Source organism: Allobosea sp. NPDC055353, from assembly GCF_053644975.1.
This window is the reverse complement of the sequence record NZ_JBSHMC010000002.1, coordinates 737,205-750,933: the sequence shown is the minus strand read 5'-3', so window position 1 is coordinate 750,933 and position 13,729 is coordinate 737,205. Positions and strand designations below refer to the sequence as shown.

14 protein-coding genes are annotated in these 13,729 nt (G+C 65.7%); 6 read left to right on the top strand and 8 right to left on the bottom strand.

The genetic code is table 11. From position 1 onward, the window contains the following. Positions 1–20: 20 nt before the first annotated feature. A complete protein-coding gene (locus ACWIEX_RS16965) occupies positions 21–1,121 on the bottom strand; it encodes an ABC transporter ATP-binding protein (RefSeq protein ID WP_454034163.1) in 1,101 nt (366 codons plus the stop codon). 50 nt (positions 1,122–1,171) lie between these two features. Between ACWIEX_RS16965 and ACWIEX_RS16960 the strand changes: the two genes are divergently transcribed. Next, positions 1,172–1,927, top strand: coding sequence for a TetR/AcrR family transcriptional regulator (locus ACWIEX_RS16960; RefSeq protein WP_454034162.1), 756 nt, complete (start codon positions 1,172–1,174; stop codon positions 1,925–1,927). Positions 1,928–2,076: 149 nt separating this feature from the next. Further along, positions 2,077–2,913 (top strand): non-homologous end joining protein Ku, encoded by an 837-nt coding sequence (gene ku / locus ACWIEX_RS16955; protein WP_454034161.1) that lies wholly within the window; start codon positions 2,077–2,079, stop codon positions 2,911–2,913. Here ku (ACWIEX_RS16955) and ku (ACWIEX_RS16950) read toward each other — a convergent pair whose 3' ends face one another. The 4 genes from ku (ACWIEX_RS16950) to ACWIEX_RS16935 all read right to left on the bottom strand — a co-directional run bounded on the left by ku (ACWIEX_RS16950) (position 2,914) and on the right by ACWIEX_RS16935 (position 7,791). After that, positions 2,914–3,699: a non-homologous end joining protein Ku gene (ku, locus tag ACWIEX_RS16950; protein ID WP_454034160.1), complete on the bottom strand. Its 786-nt coding sequence runs from the start codon at positions 3,697–3,699 to the stop codon at positions 2,914–2,916. A gap of 67 nt (positions 3,700–3,766) precedes the next feature. Next, positions 3,767–6,385 carry a DNA ligase D gene (gene ligD / locus ACWIEX_RS16945; RefSeq protein WP_454034159.1) on the bottom strand — a complete coding sequence of 873 codons (2,619 nt, stop codon included), beginning with the start codon at positions 6,383–6,385 and terminating at the stop codon, positions 3,767–3,769. A 45-nt stretch (positions 6,386–6,430) separates the two neighbouring features. Then, complete coding sequence (locus ACWIEX_RS16940) at positions 6,431–6,706, bottom strand: hypothetical protein (protein WP_454034158.1); 276 nt, start codon at positions 6,704–6,706, stop codon at positions 6,431–6,433. 215 nt (positions 6,707–6,921) lie between these two features. Beyond that, positions 6,922–7,791 carry a hypothetical protein gene (locus tag ACWIEX_RS16935; protein ID WP_454034157.1) on the bottom strand — a complete coding sequence of 290 codons (870 nt, stop codon included), beginning with the start codon at positions 7,789–7,791 and terminating at the stop codon, positions 6,922–6,924. Between the two features lie 201 nt (positions 7,792–7,992). Between ACWIEX_RS16935 and ACWIEX_RS16930 the strand changes: the two genes are divergently transcribed. The 4 genes from ACWIEX_RS16930 (at position 7,993) to paoC (ending at position 12,271) form a co-directional block, all read left to right on the top strand. Next, complete coding sequence (locus ACWIEX_RS16930) at positions 7,993–8,175, top strand: hypothetical protein (protein ID WP_454034156.1); 183 nt, start codon at positions 7,993–7,995, stop codon at positions 8,173–8,175. Positions 8,176–8,477: 302 nt separating this feature from the next. After that, entirely contained in the window at positions 8,478–9,113 is a 636-nt protein-coding gene (gene paoA / locus ACWIEX_RS16925; RefSeq protein WP_454034809.1) for an aldehyde dehydrogenase iron-sulfur subunit PaoA, read from the top strand. Next, positions 9,110–10,060 carry an FAD binding domain-containing protein gene (locus ACWIEX_RS16920; protein ID WP_454034155.1) on the top strand — a complete coding sequence of 317 codons (951 nt, stop codon included), beginning with the start codon at positions 9,110–9,112 and terminating at the stop codon, positions 10,058–10,060. The genes paoA and ACWIEX_RS16920 overlap by 4 nt, the downstream gene beginning before the upstream one ends. A gap of 3 nt (positions 10,061–10,063) precedes the next feature. Further along, the gene (paoC, locus tag ACWIEX_RS16915) at positions 10,064–12,271 is read left to right on the top strand and encodes an aldehyde oxidoreductase molybdenum-binding subunit PaoC (RefSeq protein WP_454034154.1); all 2,208 of its coding nucleotides are present in this window, start codon (positions 10,064–10,066) and stop codon (positions 12,269–12,271) included. Between the two features lie 6 nt (positions 12,272–12,277). On the opposite strand, the gene ACWIEX_RS16910 is transcribed toward paoC, so the two are convergent. From ACWIEX_RS16910 to ACWIEX_RS16900, 3 genes are read right to left on the bottom strand one after another with little or no spacing between them, the layout of a single operon-like run. After that, a complete protein-coding gene (locus ACWIEX_RS16910; protein WP_454034153.1) occupies positions 12,278–12,415 on the bottom strand; it encodes a hypothetical protein in 138 nt (45 codons plus the stop codon). Beyond that, entirely contained in the window at positions 12,412–12,672 is a 261-nt protein-coding gene (locus ACWIEX_RS16905) for a DUF3302 domain-containing protein (protein WP_454034152.1), read from the bottom strand. Before ACWIEX_RS16905 ends, ACWIEX_RS16910 begins: the two co-directional genes overlap by 4 nt. 9 nt (positions 12,673–12,681) lie before the next feature. Further along, positions 12,682–13,716, bottom strand: a complete 1,035-nt coding sequence (locus tag ACWIEX_RS16900; RefSeq protein ID WP_454034151.1) for a DUF1254 domain-containing protein — start codon at positions 13,714–13,716, stop codon at positions 12,682–12,684. Positions 13,717–13,729: the final 13 nt, after the last annotated feature.

Sequence of the window (13,729 nt, the reverse complement as noted above, 5' to 3'; positions counted from 1 at the left end):
TGTCGTTGTGGAATCGATCGTCAGCCGTCGAGGAACGCGGCCCTTTCCAGGCTGAACCCGAGTGTCACGGGCGCGCCGACCACCGGGCCGTCGCCGCCATGCCGGCGCTGCTCCTGCACGATCACGCGCCCGGCCTGCTCGGTCTCGACGACATAGCGATAGCTGCCGCCATGGAAGGCGACGTCGCCGATCCGCCCGGCGAGCGCAGGCGTAACCCCGACCTCCGCAATCCGCGTGAAATGTTCCGGCCGCAGCGCCACCCGCCCGCGCCAGCCCTCTGGCAAGCGCGCCGGAGCCGGTGCATCGGCTCCGGCGAAAGCGAGCCGTCCTCCAGCCAACTCGGCCGGCAAAAAATTGGTTTCGCCGACGAATTGCGCGACGAAGGCGTTGCTAGGATTGTCGTAGACGGCGGCCGGCGCGCCGATCTGCTCGATCCGCCCCTCGCTCATCACCACGATCCGGTCCGACATGGCGAGCGCCTCGCCCTGATCATGCGTGACATAGATCACGGTGCAGCCGATGCGGCGCTGCACCTCCTTGATCTCGTCCTGCATCGCCTCGCGCAGCTTGAGGTCGAGCGCACCGAGCGGCTCGTCCATCAGCAGCACGCGCGGCTCGAACACGATGGCGCGGGCGCAGGCGACGCGTTGGCGCTGGCCGCCGGAGAGCTCGTGCGGCTTGCGCCCGCCATAGCCGGCAAGCCGGACCATCGCCAAAGCCTGCTCGGCTCGCGCGTGACGCTCGACCTTCGGTACGCCGCGCATCCGCAGCGGGAAGGCGACATTGTCGCGAACATCCATGTGCGGGAACAGCGAGTAGCTCTGGAAGACCATGCCGACATTGCGCTTCTCGGTCGGCAGACGGGTGATCGAGACGCCGTCGATCAGCACGTCGCCGGCACTGGGCTCGATGAAGCCGGCGAGGATGTTGAGCGCCGTCGTCTTGCCGGAGCCGGAGGGGCCGAGGAAGGTGACGAATTCCCCGCCGGCGATATCCAGCGAGAATTCCCGGAGCGCTTCGACCGGGCCGTAGCGCTTCGTGATCCCCGCAAAGGAGATCGGCGCCCCGCCTGAGGAGGCCTGCAACCCTTTCGCGCCGCGATGTGCTAGAGATGGGTGCATCACGATCCTGAAACTGATATCAATGTCAGTATGTGAATCGGAGACGAGACGTGTCAAGCGGTCATCCATCCGCAAAGCAGGCTGACGCAGCGATCGACCCGGCCGAAAAGGCTGCCGGCGCAGCCATTGGGTCAGGCGTGGCGGGTGTCGCAACCTCCGGCTTCAGCCTGCCGGAAGCCATGCGCACCGAGCTTGAAGCCGCGCCGAAACTGACGCGTTCGGAGATGACCCGCCGAAAGCTGATGATCGCGGCGGCGGAGCTGATCCAGGATTCAGGCTTCGGCGGCCTCAAGGTCGCCGATATCTGCAAGCGCGCCGATTTCGCCCACGGCACCTTCTACCTGCACTGGAAGGACAAGCGCGGTGTCGCCCATGACGTGCTCACCGCCTTCATGGAAGCGATCCGCGCGCACCGGCCTCAGCGCCAGCCCGGCCAGAGCTTCTACCAGCGCCTCGTCGTCGGCCATCTCTACTATATCGACCTCTATCGCCGGAATATCGGCCTGATGCGCTGTCAGGGACAGCTCGCCGACGAGCTCGACGAGTTCGCCGCCATTGGCCTCAAGGCGAATCTTGCTCTTGCCCATCGGATTGTCCGAGCGGCAGAACGCGAGCAGGCCTCGCTCGTGGCCGAACCGACCGCACAGCGGCTCGCGACGGCGCTGGGCTGCATTGCGATGGTCGACAAGCTCCTGCACGAGGTCTTCGCGCGCGGCCTCGATATCGGGCTCACCGATGAGGAATTCGCCAGGACGCTTTCGCTCAGCTGGCATCGGTCGCTCATTGGTCGAGACCCGACAGCCTGAGTTCGCCCGCGTTGAGATTGTCGCGCCGCGACATGCGCGCTCAGGTCGATCGCGGCCAGACCAGAGCATCGGCTCGCATCGGGAACGATCACCCGGGTCGTTCGTTGCTCTTTGACGTCCCACATGCGCGCAATCCTTGGGGAACATTCATGGCGCCGCGAGCAATCTGGAAGGGCATCCTCAAGGTCGCTGAAGTCACGTGCCCCGTGGCGCTCTACACCGCTGCGTCGACCAGCGAGCGCATCTCGTTCCACATGCTGAACCGCAAGACCGGCCATCGCGTCCATCGCCAGTTCATCGACGCTGTCACGGGCAAGCCGGTCGAGAAGGAAGACCAGGTCAAGGGCTATGATCGCGGCGATGGCGACTACATCATGCTGGAGCCGGAGGAGATCGCCGAGGCTGTTCCTGAAAGCGACAAGACACTCGACGTCGCGACCTTCCTGCCTTGCGACGAGATCGACGACCTGTTCTTCGACCGGCCCTATTACGTGACCCCGAGCACGCCGGTCGCGGCCGAGGCCTTCACGCTGATCCGCGACGTCATGGCGAGCCGCGAGACTGCTGCCCTGGCGCGCACCGTGATCTTCCGGCGGATGCGCTCGATCCTGATCCGGCCGCACGATACCGGGATGATCGCGACGACCCTCAATTTCGACTACGAGGTGCGTCCCGTGGAGAGCGCCTTCGACGACATCCCGAAGCTGAAGATCGAGGGCGAGATGCTGGAACTCGCCGAGCACATCATTCGGACCAAGGCCGGCCGCTTCGATCCCAAGGCCTTCGAGGATCGCTACGAGACTGCACTGGCCGAACTGGTCAAGGCGAAGATCGAAGGCCGCAAGATCAAGCCGGTGAAGCGGCGCGAGCCCGCCAAGGTCGTCAATCTGCTCGACGCTCTCAGGCAGAGCGCCAAGCCTGGCAAAAGCGGCAAATCGGCCGACAAGCCGGCGGCCAAGGCCGAACCGCGACGCAAGGCGGGCTGATCACTTCCGCGGTTCGAGGCTGCGCTTGAGCGCATCCATGATGCTGATGACATTGCCTTCGCTGGCGGCCGGCGCGGCTTTTCGGGCCGGTTTGCGGCCCTTCTGCTTGGCCTTGATGATATCCAGCAACTCGTCCTGGACAGGGTCCTGGACGAGTTCCGGTGACCAGTCCTTCGTGCGCGAGGTGATCAGCTTCTCCATGAGCGCGCGCAGATCGGCCTCCGGCTTGGCTTTCTTGATGCCGGTGAAATAATCCGTCTCGTCGCGGACCTCGTCGCCATAGCGCAGCGTCCACAGCACGATGCCCTTGTCGCGCGGCTCCAGCAGCACAGCCCGTTCGCGCCGGTAGAGCACGACGCGGGAGATGCCGACCGTCCTGGTCGCTTTCATCGCCTCGCGGATGACCGAAAAAGCCTCGTCGCCGATCTTGCCGTCCGGCACGAGGTAATGCGGCGTGTCGTACCAGATCCAGCCGACCGAGGAGCGCGGCGCGAAGAGCTCGATGTCGATCGTCCGCGTGCTGTCCAGCGCCACAGCGTCGAGCTCGTCATCATCCAGCATGACGTAGTCGTCGTCGCCCTTGGGATAGCCCCTGACCTCGTCGTCATCGCTGACCGGTTTGCCGGTGACGGCATCGACGAAGCGGCTCTGGATGCGATGCCCTGTCTTGCGGTTCAGCGTGTGGAAGCGGACTTTCTCGCTCTCGGAGCGTGCCGGCATCATCGCCACCGGGCAGGTCACGAGCGAGAGCTTGAGGTAGCCTTTCCAGAATGTCCGTTGCGCCATGGAAGCCTCTCCGATCGGACGCGAAACGCATCGGCTGCCTATCCGTTCCGATGCTGCCGCGCGCAGGTCAGGAACGGCCGAGCTTCTTGATCGCCTCCGCGAGAGGCCGCTCGGCATCGTCATAATCCGCCCAGGCCTTGCTCGTCGTCATCAGCTTCGGAACCGAGCGAATGGTGTAGCAGGCCGGGTCGAGCCCCACCTTCACCTGCGGCCAGGTCAGCGGCATCGAGACATGTGCTCCCGGTCTCGCGCGCGGCGATAAGGGCGCCACCGCCGTCGCCATCCGGTCGTTGCGGAGATAGTCGAGGAAGATGCGCCCCTTTCGGAGACGCTTGGCCATGTTGACGACATAGCGCTCGGGTTCGTCTGCGGCGATCTCCGTACAGACACGGCGTGCGAAATCCTTGGCTTCCGGCCAGCCCGGGCCGCCACGGCGGGGCTTCGCCAGCGGCGTCACGACATGAAGTCCCTTGCCGCCGGTGGTCTTGCAGAAGCTGACGAGGCCGAGCGCATCAAGCCGCTCCTTCATCGTTTTGGCCGCAGCGATCACGGCATCGAAGGAAACGCCCGGCCCCGGATCGAGATCGAAGACCAGACGCCCGGGAATCTCGGGCTCGCCGGGCCGGCAATTCCAGGGATGCAGTTCGATCCCGCCGATCTGGGCGGTCGCGATCAGGGCCTCGATCCGGTCAATCTGGAGATAGGGTTTCCTGTCGCCGGAAATCTTCACGAGCTCGAACAGGCTCGATGTGCCCAAACCGGCATGGCGCTGGAAGAAGATTTCGCCCTCGATCCCGTCGGGCGCCCTGAGTAGCGAGCAGGGCCGGCCCTGGATATGCGGCAGCAGCCAGGCCCCGACGGTCTCGAAGTAGCGTGCGAGATCGAGCTTCGTGGCGGGCTCGCCGTCCTCGGCATCGGGCCAAAGCGGCTTGTCGGGTTTGGACAGCGGCACGCCGAGCACATCGATCCGGCCTCCGCGCGCTGGCGCGGGCTTCGGCGGGGCTATTTTTGCTGCTGGCGCCGGTAACTCGGTCTCGACCTCCGCCGCGGGCTTGTCCTCCCGCAAGCCCTTGAAGGCGGCCTGGCGGACCATGCCGTCGCCGGTCCAGCCTGCGAATTCGATCTCGGCGACAAGGGCGGGCTCGACCCAATGGATATCGGCCGCTCGACGCGGGGCGCTTTTGCCGGTGAAGGGCGAGGTCTCGGCCTCGTGCTCCTTCAGGCGCGGCAGCAGCTTTCCGACTTTGGCCGCGCCATAGCCGGTGCCGACCCGGCCGATATAGATGAAATGCGGACCGCGATGGACGCCGACCAGCAGCGAGCGGAACTTGCCCGCCGTGGTCGCCCAGCCGCCGATGACGACCTCGTGGCCGGCGCGGCATTTCGCCTTCGTCCATGTGTCGCTGCGGCCGGAAATGTAGGGCGCATCGCCCTGCTTCGAGACGATGCCCTCAAGCGACAGGCGGCAGGCGGATTTCAGAACCGCATCGCCGCCGGTCTCGAAATGTTCGACATAGCGCAGCGTGACGCCGTCAGCCGCGTCCCGTATCAGCGCAGCCAGCCTTTCCTTGCGGGCAAGCAGCTGCTGCTCGCGCCAATCCTCGCCATCGAGGAAGAGCAGGTCGAAGGCGAAGAAGACGAGGTTCTCGGTCTTCTCCTCTGACAAGGCGGCCTGAAGGGCAGCGAAATCCGGCGCGCCCTGGTCATCGAGGGCGACGATCTCACCATCGAGGACGCCGTCCGGCAGACCCTTGAAGGCCTTGGCCACGGCCCCGAACCGCCTCGTCCAGTCCAAGCCCTTGCGTGTCTTCAGCGTGACTTTGCCTGCGACGACGCGCGCCTGGATGCGGTAGCCGTCGAACTTGATCTCGTGGACCCAGCCCCTGCCGGCCGGCGGCCGTTCCACGCTCCGGCAGAGCTGCGGCGGGACGAAACCGGGCATAGCGACCGCCGCGGCCCTGCGCACTTTCGGGCGGGCGGTCTCGGCTTTGCTTCGCACCGGCTTGCCGGCGCGCTCCTCGGCCGCCAAGCCCTGCCTGCTGTCCCAGACCGCATCTGCGTCGACCGCCTGCTCGGCCAGAAGGAAGGGCTGGGGCGAGCGCCCGCGTCCAGCGGCGATCGCCTTCATCGTCCGGCCCGAGGCCACCGAAGCATCGCCCTTCAGGATCGCATCGCCATCGGAATCGACAGCCTGGTCGTCACGATGCTTGATCAGCAGCCAATTGGTGCGCTTGCCGCCGTCACGGTCGTGCTTCATCCGCACCAGTACGAAGCTGCCTTGCAGCCGCTTGCCGTCGAGCGTGAACTTGAGGTCGCCCTTCTCGAGCTGACGCTGCGGGCTGAGCTTGCCCTCGGGCTCCCAATAGCCGCGATCCCAAAGCTGCACCGTGCCGCCGCCATACTGGCCTTTCGGGATCGTCCCCTCGAAATCGCCATAGGCGAGCGGATGGTCCTCGACCTCGACCGCGAGGCGCTTGTCGGCGGGATCGAGCGAGGGGCCGCGCGTCACCGCCCAGGACTTGAACACGCCGTCGAGCTCAAGACGCAGATCGTAATGGAGCCGCGTCGCATCGTGCTTCTGGATGACGAAGCGCAGGCGATTGGAACGGGCTACTGCGATCGCGTCGCTCGGTTCCTTCGTCTTCTTGAAATCGCGCTTGGCGCGATAGGTCTTCAGCTTTTCCATCGGACACTCTCCGATGCGACTTCGCAGACAGAAGGTGGATGAAGATCAGCCGGTGCCAGGCTCGACAAGACGAGCAGGCCTGGTCGACGGGAGCGCGCCGGAACCCGGCGTCGCCTCCTTGTTCGTCTGCGACTCCTTCGCATGGGGGCCGGCGGGGGGCGTGTGCCGGTCCTGCGCGCGCTGCTTCTGATTGCCCTCGGAGATGATCTTCGGGCCCTTCATCGCATCGTTGGCAGCATCTTCGCGCTTTTCGGTTGGCCGCTGGTTGGGCTCGGTCGGGCCGTTGGTGCTGCCATTTCGCTCGTGGTGGCGGTCGATCATCGCATGCCCTTTCTGAAATGCCGCTAGATCATCGCGCGTCCTACAGAACGCGATAACGATGATCTATCTCATTGGTGTTGCACCGGATTTATCCGAAAAGTGGATTCCACTTTTTGGTCCGATACACTAGAGCAACGCTCCCGCGATCCGATCGTTTCGAGGACCGGAAAAAATGCCCGGCTCCAGGGGGAGCCGGGCTACGCAACCGCGGTCGATCAGAGCGCCGGGTCGCTCCGCAGGTTCTCGTCGCGATGCTCGCCGCCGAGTGTGGCCGCCCAGGCGGCTGCCGCCGCACCGACCAGCAGTGCAGCCGCGGTCAGGAAGGCGGTCAGAACAGCGATCTTGCGGGCACGCTCCGCTGCCTGCTTGGCGGTTTCCTTGGCCTGCGAGATCCGGGCATAGGCATCGTCGATGCGCTTCTGCGCGTCCTGCTCGCTGATGCCGGAACGTGCGGCGAGCCGCGAAGCAAGATAGTCCCGGTCACCTTGCTCGATCTTGCCGTTCTTCAGCGCGTTGACGAAGATCCTGGAGGCTTCGTCGCGCTCCTCCGCGGATGGCGGCTGCTGACCGTTGGCGCGCATGACATTGTCGAGCGCCATCGCTAGCGGGTCGATATTCTGCGAGACCAGTGATGCCGCGCCGGAGCTGGCGCTGGCGACGCCGCTGGCCGCCGTCTTCGCAGCACCGAACAGCGACGAGGTCGCGACAACGGTGATCAGCAGCGCGCCGGTCGCCCAGACGAGCAGGCCATGGGTGGCATCCCGCACCTTGCGTTCCTCGCCATTGGCGTCGAAGCTCGGCTGGCGCATCCGTCCTGCGAGGTAGCCGCCGGCCATGGTCGCCGAGGCCATGACCCAGAGCGCCCACAGAGCGCCTGCAACCGCGAGCGCCGTGGCGCTGGAGCTTTTCTCGAAATCGGCTGAGACCATCGACAGACCGATCGCCGAGCCGAAGACCGTCATGATGGTCGAGATGGCGGTCGCGATCACCGCGCCGCCGATGATCGGCCCCCACTGCACATAGGAGCGGCTCTCCTTGTTGACGGTTACGGGAGCGACGACGACGTCCGTTCCAGACATGGACATGGCGAATTCCTATCGAAGACCGAGGAATGACAGGATGGCCATGATGACCACCACGAGACCGACGAGGTAGATGATGCTGTCCATGAGCCCCTCCTGCTGATGAGCGAAAGTGAGGGCGAAACGGCTGGCGCAGCGGATAGGTTCCTGAAGCTCTCGCGGCCAGGTCAGCGGGAGGCTCCGCGATCCATGTGAAGACCCGTCATGCCGAGCGCCTGCGGCTGGCGGCCGGCATCGTCCTTCAGCGTTCCCAAGCGGAAAAGCGGCTTGCTGCCGCCGAGCGAACCCGTGATCGCCTATCGCGGCCATATCGACGGGATCATTGACGAGAAGGAACCGGCCGGCGAGCTGCCGCGCCTGCGCGCCGAGAAGAAGCGTCCGCAATGAGCGCGCGGCGCTGGACGAGCCGCAATCGAGTTATGCACTTGATTGGACGAAGAGAGTAGGTCGCAGTTGGCTCTTTGCGCCAAGAGCTGACATTCAACCGTAGCCAAACAGCGGACGTTCCCTAGGACTGAGCCTCGCGCATTCATCCTTTGATCAAACTATTCGCAAGCGCGCTGACGATCTCGTGTGTGCGGCATTTTAGATGAGAATGAACTAGCCGCCGCTTCGGCCGTTCTCCTTTGCAAACGCAGCTGGCTCGGGAGCGAGTTACCAGCTGCGATTTGTCGAAATCGGAGGCGGATATGCCAACTCCCAGCGAACTGGAAATGAACCGGCGTGACCTGATGGTCGTCGCCGGCGCCTGCGCCGCTTTTTCTACGACGGCTGCGGGCGCGCGTGCCCAACCGGCGCCAGTCGGAGAGCCGGTACTGAGCGAAGTCTCGTTCATCGTGAACGGGCGCAGCCACAAGCTCAAACTCGATACGCGGACGACCTTGCTGGACGCGCTGCGCGAGCAGCTTCACCTCACCGGCACCAAAAAGGGCTGCGACCATGGTCAGTGCGGCGCCTGCACGGTGCTGTTGGACGGGCAGCGGATCAACTCCTGCCTGACCCTGGCGATCATGAATGCAGGTGCGGAGATCACTACGATCGAGGGGCTCGGCGGCGTCGACAACCTTCACCCGATGCAGGCGGCTTTCGTGAAGCACGACGGCTTCCAATGCGGTTACTGCACGCCCGGCCAGATTTGCTCCGGCGTCGCGGTCCTCGACGAGATCAAGGCCGGCATCCCGAGCCATGTCAGCGACGACCTGACCGGCGCCATGGCGCCGACCGCGGCCGAGATCCGCGAGCGCATGAGTGGCAACATCTGCCGCTGCGGCGCCTATTCCAACATCGTCGAGGCGATGACCGAGGTGGCGGGGAGGCAGGGATGAGAGCTTTCTCCTACGAAAAGGCGAGCTCGCCGGCCGATGCCGCAGCCGCCGCGGCAAGGAGCCCCGACGCGAAATTCATCGCCGGCGGCACCAACCTGCTCGACCTGATGAAGCTGCAGATCGAGACGCCGGCGCATCTGATCGACGTGAACGGGCTGGGACTCGACAAGATCGAGCCGTCCCCGGATGGCGGGCTGCGTATCGGCGCGCTGGTTCGCAACACCGCGCTGGCGGCGGACGAGCGGGTCCGGCGCGATTATGCGGTGCTGTCGCGGGCGCTGCTGGCGGGGGCGTCCGGCCAGTTGCGCAACCGCGCCACTACGGCCGGAAATCTGCTGCAGCGGACGCGCTGCCCTTATTTCTACGACACGGCACAGCCCTGCAACAAGCGCCAGCCCGGCAGCGGCTGCTCGGCGCTCGGCGGGTTCTCGCGCCAGCTGGGCGTGGTCGGCATCAGCGACGCCTGCATCGCGACGCATCCTTCCGACATGGCGGTGGCGATGCGGGCTCTCGACGCCACGGTGGAGACGGTGAAGCCCGATCGATCGACCCGCTCGATCCCTGTCGCGGACGTGCATCGGCTGCCGGGCAATACCCCGCATGTCGAGACCGTGCTGGACAAGGGCGAACTCATCACCGCGGTGACGCTGCCGAAGCCTGTCGGCGGCACGCAGATTTACCGCAAGGTGAGGGACCGCGCGTCTTACGCCTTCGCGCTGGTCTCGATTGCGGCCATCGTGCAGCGCGGCGGCAGCGGCCGGATCGCGCTCGGCGGCGTGGCGCCCAAGCCCTGGCGCGTCGAGACGGCGGAGGCGGAGCTGCCCCGCGGAGCAAAGGCCACTGCCGAAGCGATTCTCGCGGACGCCAAGCCGACCCGTGAGAACGCATTCAAGCTGCCGCTGGTCGAGCGCACGCTCGGCGCGGTGCTGGCGCAAGCGAGGGGCTGAGCCATGAAATTCGACAAGCCGGCAACCGACAATCCGATCGACCGCCTGCAGGTGGTCGGACAGCCGCATGATCGCATCGACGGCGCCCGCAAGGTCACCGGCACGGCCCGCTACGCCTATGAACAGCATGACGTCGTGGCGAACCAAGCCTATGGCTATGTGCTCGGTGCAGGCATCGCCAAGGGTCGCATCGCTTCGATCGAACTCGACGCCGCGCGAAAGGCGCCGGGCGTCCTCGCGGTGGTCACGGCCAGAGAGGCCGGCGATCTGAAGAAGGGTCCGCGCAACACCGCCCGCCTGCTCGCGGGGCCGGAGGTGGAGCATTATCATCAGGCGGTCGCGCTGGTGGTGGCCGAGAGTTTCGAGCAGGCGCGCGCGGCGGCCAGCCTGATCAAGGTGGAGTATGGGGCCGCCGAGGGCGCCTTCGACCTCAACGCGGCGAAGGACAAGGCCGCGAAGCCCGAGGGCGACGACCCCAGCCTCGACGACACCCATGTCGGAGATTTCGCGGGCGCCTTCGCAAGCGCGCCGGTAAGCCTCGACGAGACCTATACGACGCCCGACGAAAGCCATGCGATGATGGAACCGCATGCGACGCTGGCTGCCTGGGAAGGCGATAAGCTGACGCTCTGGACCGCCTCCCAGATGGTCGCCTGGGGCGTCACCGACATGGCGACGACGCTCGGCATCCCCAAGCAGAACATCCGGATCGTCTCACCCTTCATCGGCGGCGGCTTCGGCGGCAAGCTGTTCCTGCGTGCAGACGTGCTGCTGGCGGCGCTGGGCGCGCGCCTGGCCAAGCGGCCGGTCAAGGTCGCGCTGACGCGCCCGCTGATGATCAACAACACGACACACAGGCCGGCGACGATCCAGCGCATCCGGCTGGGTGCGACGAAGGAGGGCAAGATCACCGCGATCGGCCATGAGAGCTGGTCGGGCGATCTCAAGGGCGGCGGGCCGGAGGTCGCCGTGCAGCAGACGCGGCTGCTCTATGCCGGCGCCAACCGGATGACGGCGATGCGTCTCGCCGAGCTCGACCTGCCGGAAGGCAACGCCATGCGCGCGCCCGGCGAGGCACCCGGCCTGATGGCGCTGGAAATGGCGATGGACGAGATGGCCGAGAAGCTCGGGATGGACCCGATCGCCTTCCGGCTGCTGAACGACACGCAGGTCGACCCGGAGAAGCCGAATCGGCCCTTCTCGATGCGGCGCTTCGACGAGTGCTTCCGGGTCGGCGCGGAGCGTTTCGGTTGGTCGCGGCGCTTGGCGCAGCCGGGCCGGATGCGCGAGGGCAACTGGCTGATCGGCCTCGGCGTCGCCGCCGCCCTCCGCAACAATCTCGTGATGAAATCGGGGGCGCGCGTCAGCCTCGATGCCAAGGGGATCGTCACCGTCGAGACCGACATGACCGACATCGGCACCGGCAGCTACACCATCATCGGCCAGACAGCCGCCGAGATGCTGGGCGTCGATCTCGACAAGGTGGTGGTGAAGCTGGGCGATTCGGCCTTCCCCGTTTCGGCCGGTTCAGGCGGGCAATGGGGCGGCAACAGCTCGACGGCCGGCGTCTACGCCGCTTGCGTGAAGCTGCGCGAGGCCGTGGCGCAGAAGCTCGGCATCAACTCGACCGAGGCCATCTTCGCGGGCGGCGAGGTGAAGGCGGGCAATCGCAGCCTCTCGCTGGCGAGCGCGACCGAAGCCGGACCGCTGACGGCCGAGGACACCATCGAATACGGCGACCTCGACGAGACGCACCAGCAATCCACCTTCGGCGCGCATTTTGTGGAGGTGGGCGTCGATGCCGCCACGGCCGAGACGCGCGTCAGGCGCATGCTGGCGGTTTGCGCGGCCGGGCGCATCCTCAACCCGAAGACGGCGCGCAGCCAGGTCATCGGCGCGATGACCATGGGAGTGGGCGCGGCGCTGATGGAGGAGCTGGCGGTCGACAAGCGCCGCGGTTTCTTCGTCAACCACGACCTCGCCAGTTACGAGGTGCCGGTACATGCCGACATCCCGCATCAGGAGGTGGTCTTCCTCGACGAGACCGACCCGATGTCCTCGCCGATGAAGGCGAAGGGCGTGGGCGAACTCGGCATCTGCGGGGTCGGCGCTGCCGTGGCCAACGCCATCTACAACGCCACCGGCGTGCGCGTGCGCGACTATCCGATCACGCTCGACAAGGTGCTGGCGCGGATGCCGGATGCGGCTTGAGTGGCTTCAATCGTTCCTACGCGTCGCCGAGCCAACCGGTGCCTGTAACGGCGAAACCTTCCAGAACAGGTTGAAGGGCACGACCTTGAGCTTCACCAGGATGAAAAGCAGCGCCAGATAGGTGTTGAGGAGGACAACGATCATCGCGCCGTCTCCGCATCGCCAGTGCCACGGCCCGGTTTTGCCGGCACGTCGACATAGGCCCAGATCAGCACCACCGGCCAGAGCACGAAGCCGAGGAAGAGCGTCACCCAGCCGCCGATGGCGACAGCTTCGGCCCAGGGATGATTGCGGCGCCTGGCGACCATGCCCGGCCACATCGCCATGAAGACGGCGACGAAGACCGTACTGACGACGAGCACGACCAGGACGAGCCAGGCGAAGATATCGAGACCGGCCATGCCGGGGCCTCACTGCACGGGCTGCGGCTCGGGGAATTTCCAGCGGCCGTTCAGAACCTCCGCTCGCGGGCGATAGAGCCGGACCGTGTAGTTCCAGCCCTTCATCACCGGCAGGCAATTGGGGATCTTTCCGTCGCAACCGCCAAACTGGATGTCGACGGCGCCGTCCGCGCTCTTTTTTGCGGTGATGTTGTTCAGCGAATAGGCGTTGTAGGCGTTCTTCTCGTAGTAGCCCTCGGCATTGTAGACGCTGACCGACCAGAAGGCGTCGACCGGGACGGACCCGACCTTGAGCCTGTAGACGGTTGTGCCGTCATTCTTCGCGGGCGTGAAGCTCAGATAGGTCGCGTCCTTGTCGGGATTGCCGCCCCAGCCCGCGGCGGTCACGATCAGGTGGCGGATCGGATCGACCTGCCCTTTCTGGCCGAAGCCGTTCTTGAAGCCGTTTATGGTGGAGGCCAGCACCAGGAGGGCATCGCGAACCTTCTTCTGGCTGGCCTCGTCCCATTTCGGTATCTCGAACGTGCCGGAGCCCTTCTGCCCGAGCTTGAGCGCGTCCTGCAACGCATGGACCTGCTGGAGATCCTTCGGATCGTTGGGATCGACCAGCGTGCGCACGCCGACCATCGCGTAGCGGGTCCCGGCCTTGGCCCGCGTCAGCGTCACCGGGCCGGGCTTGTAGGAGACGAGCGGCACATAGTGGTCTTCGTTGATGACCTGCAGCGACATGAAGCGCTTGCCGGCATCGGGCAAGGTGATCGTCACCGGGCCGGCATCGAGGTCGACGACAGCCGATGAATAGAGCGTGTCGCGATTCAGGCGGATAACGGTCTGGTTCTCGATCTCCGCCGGCATTCTCCGATGAATGAATTTGCCGAGGCCGCCGTCCTGAACGGTCCTGCTCATGTAGAGGTCGGATTCCGCCCGCGGAAAGTTGTCGACCGTGACCGGAACGGCGCTGCCTGGCGCGGCGCTTTGCTGGGCGAAGGCAACGCTCGCCATAGCGAGCGACAGCGCGACCTGGGATACCAGGCTGACATTCATGGCCATCTCCTCT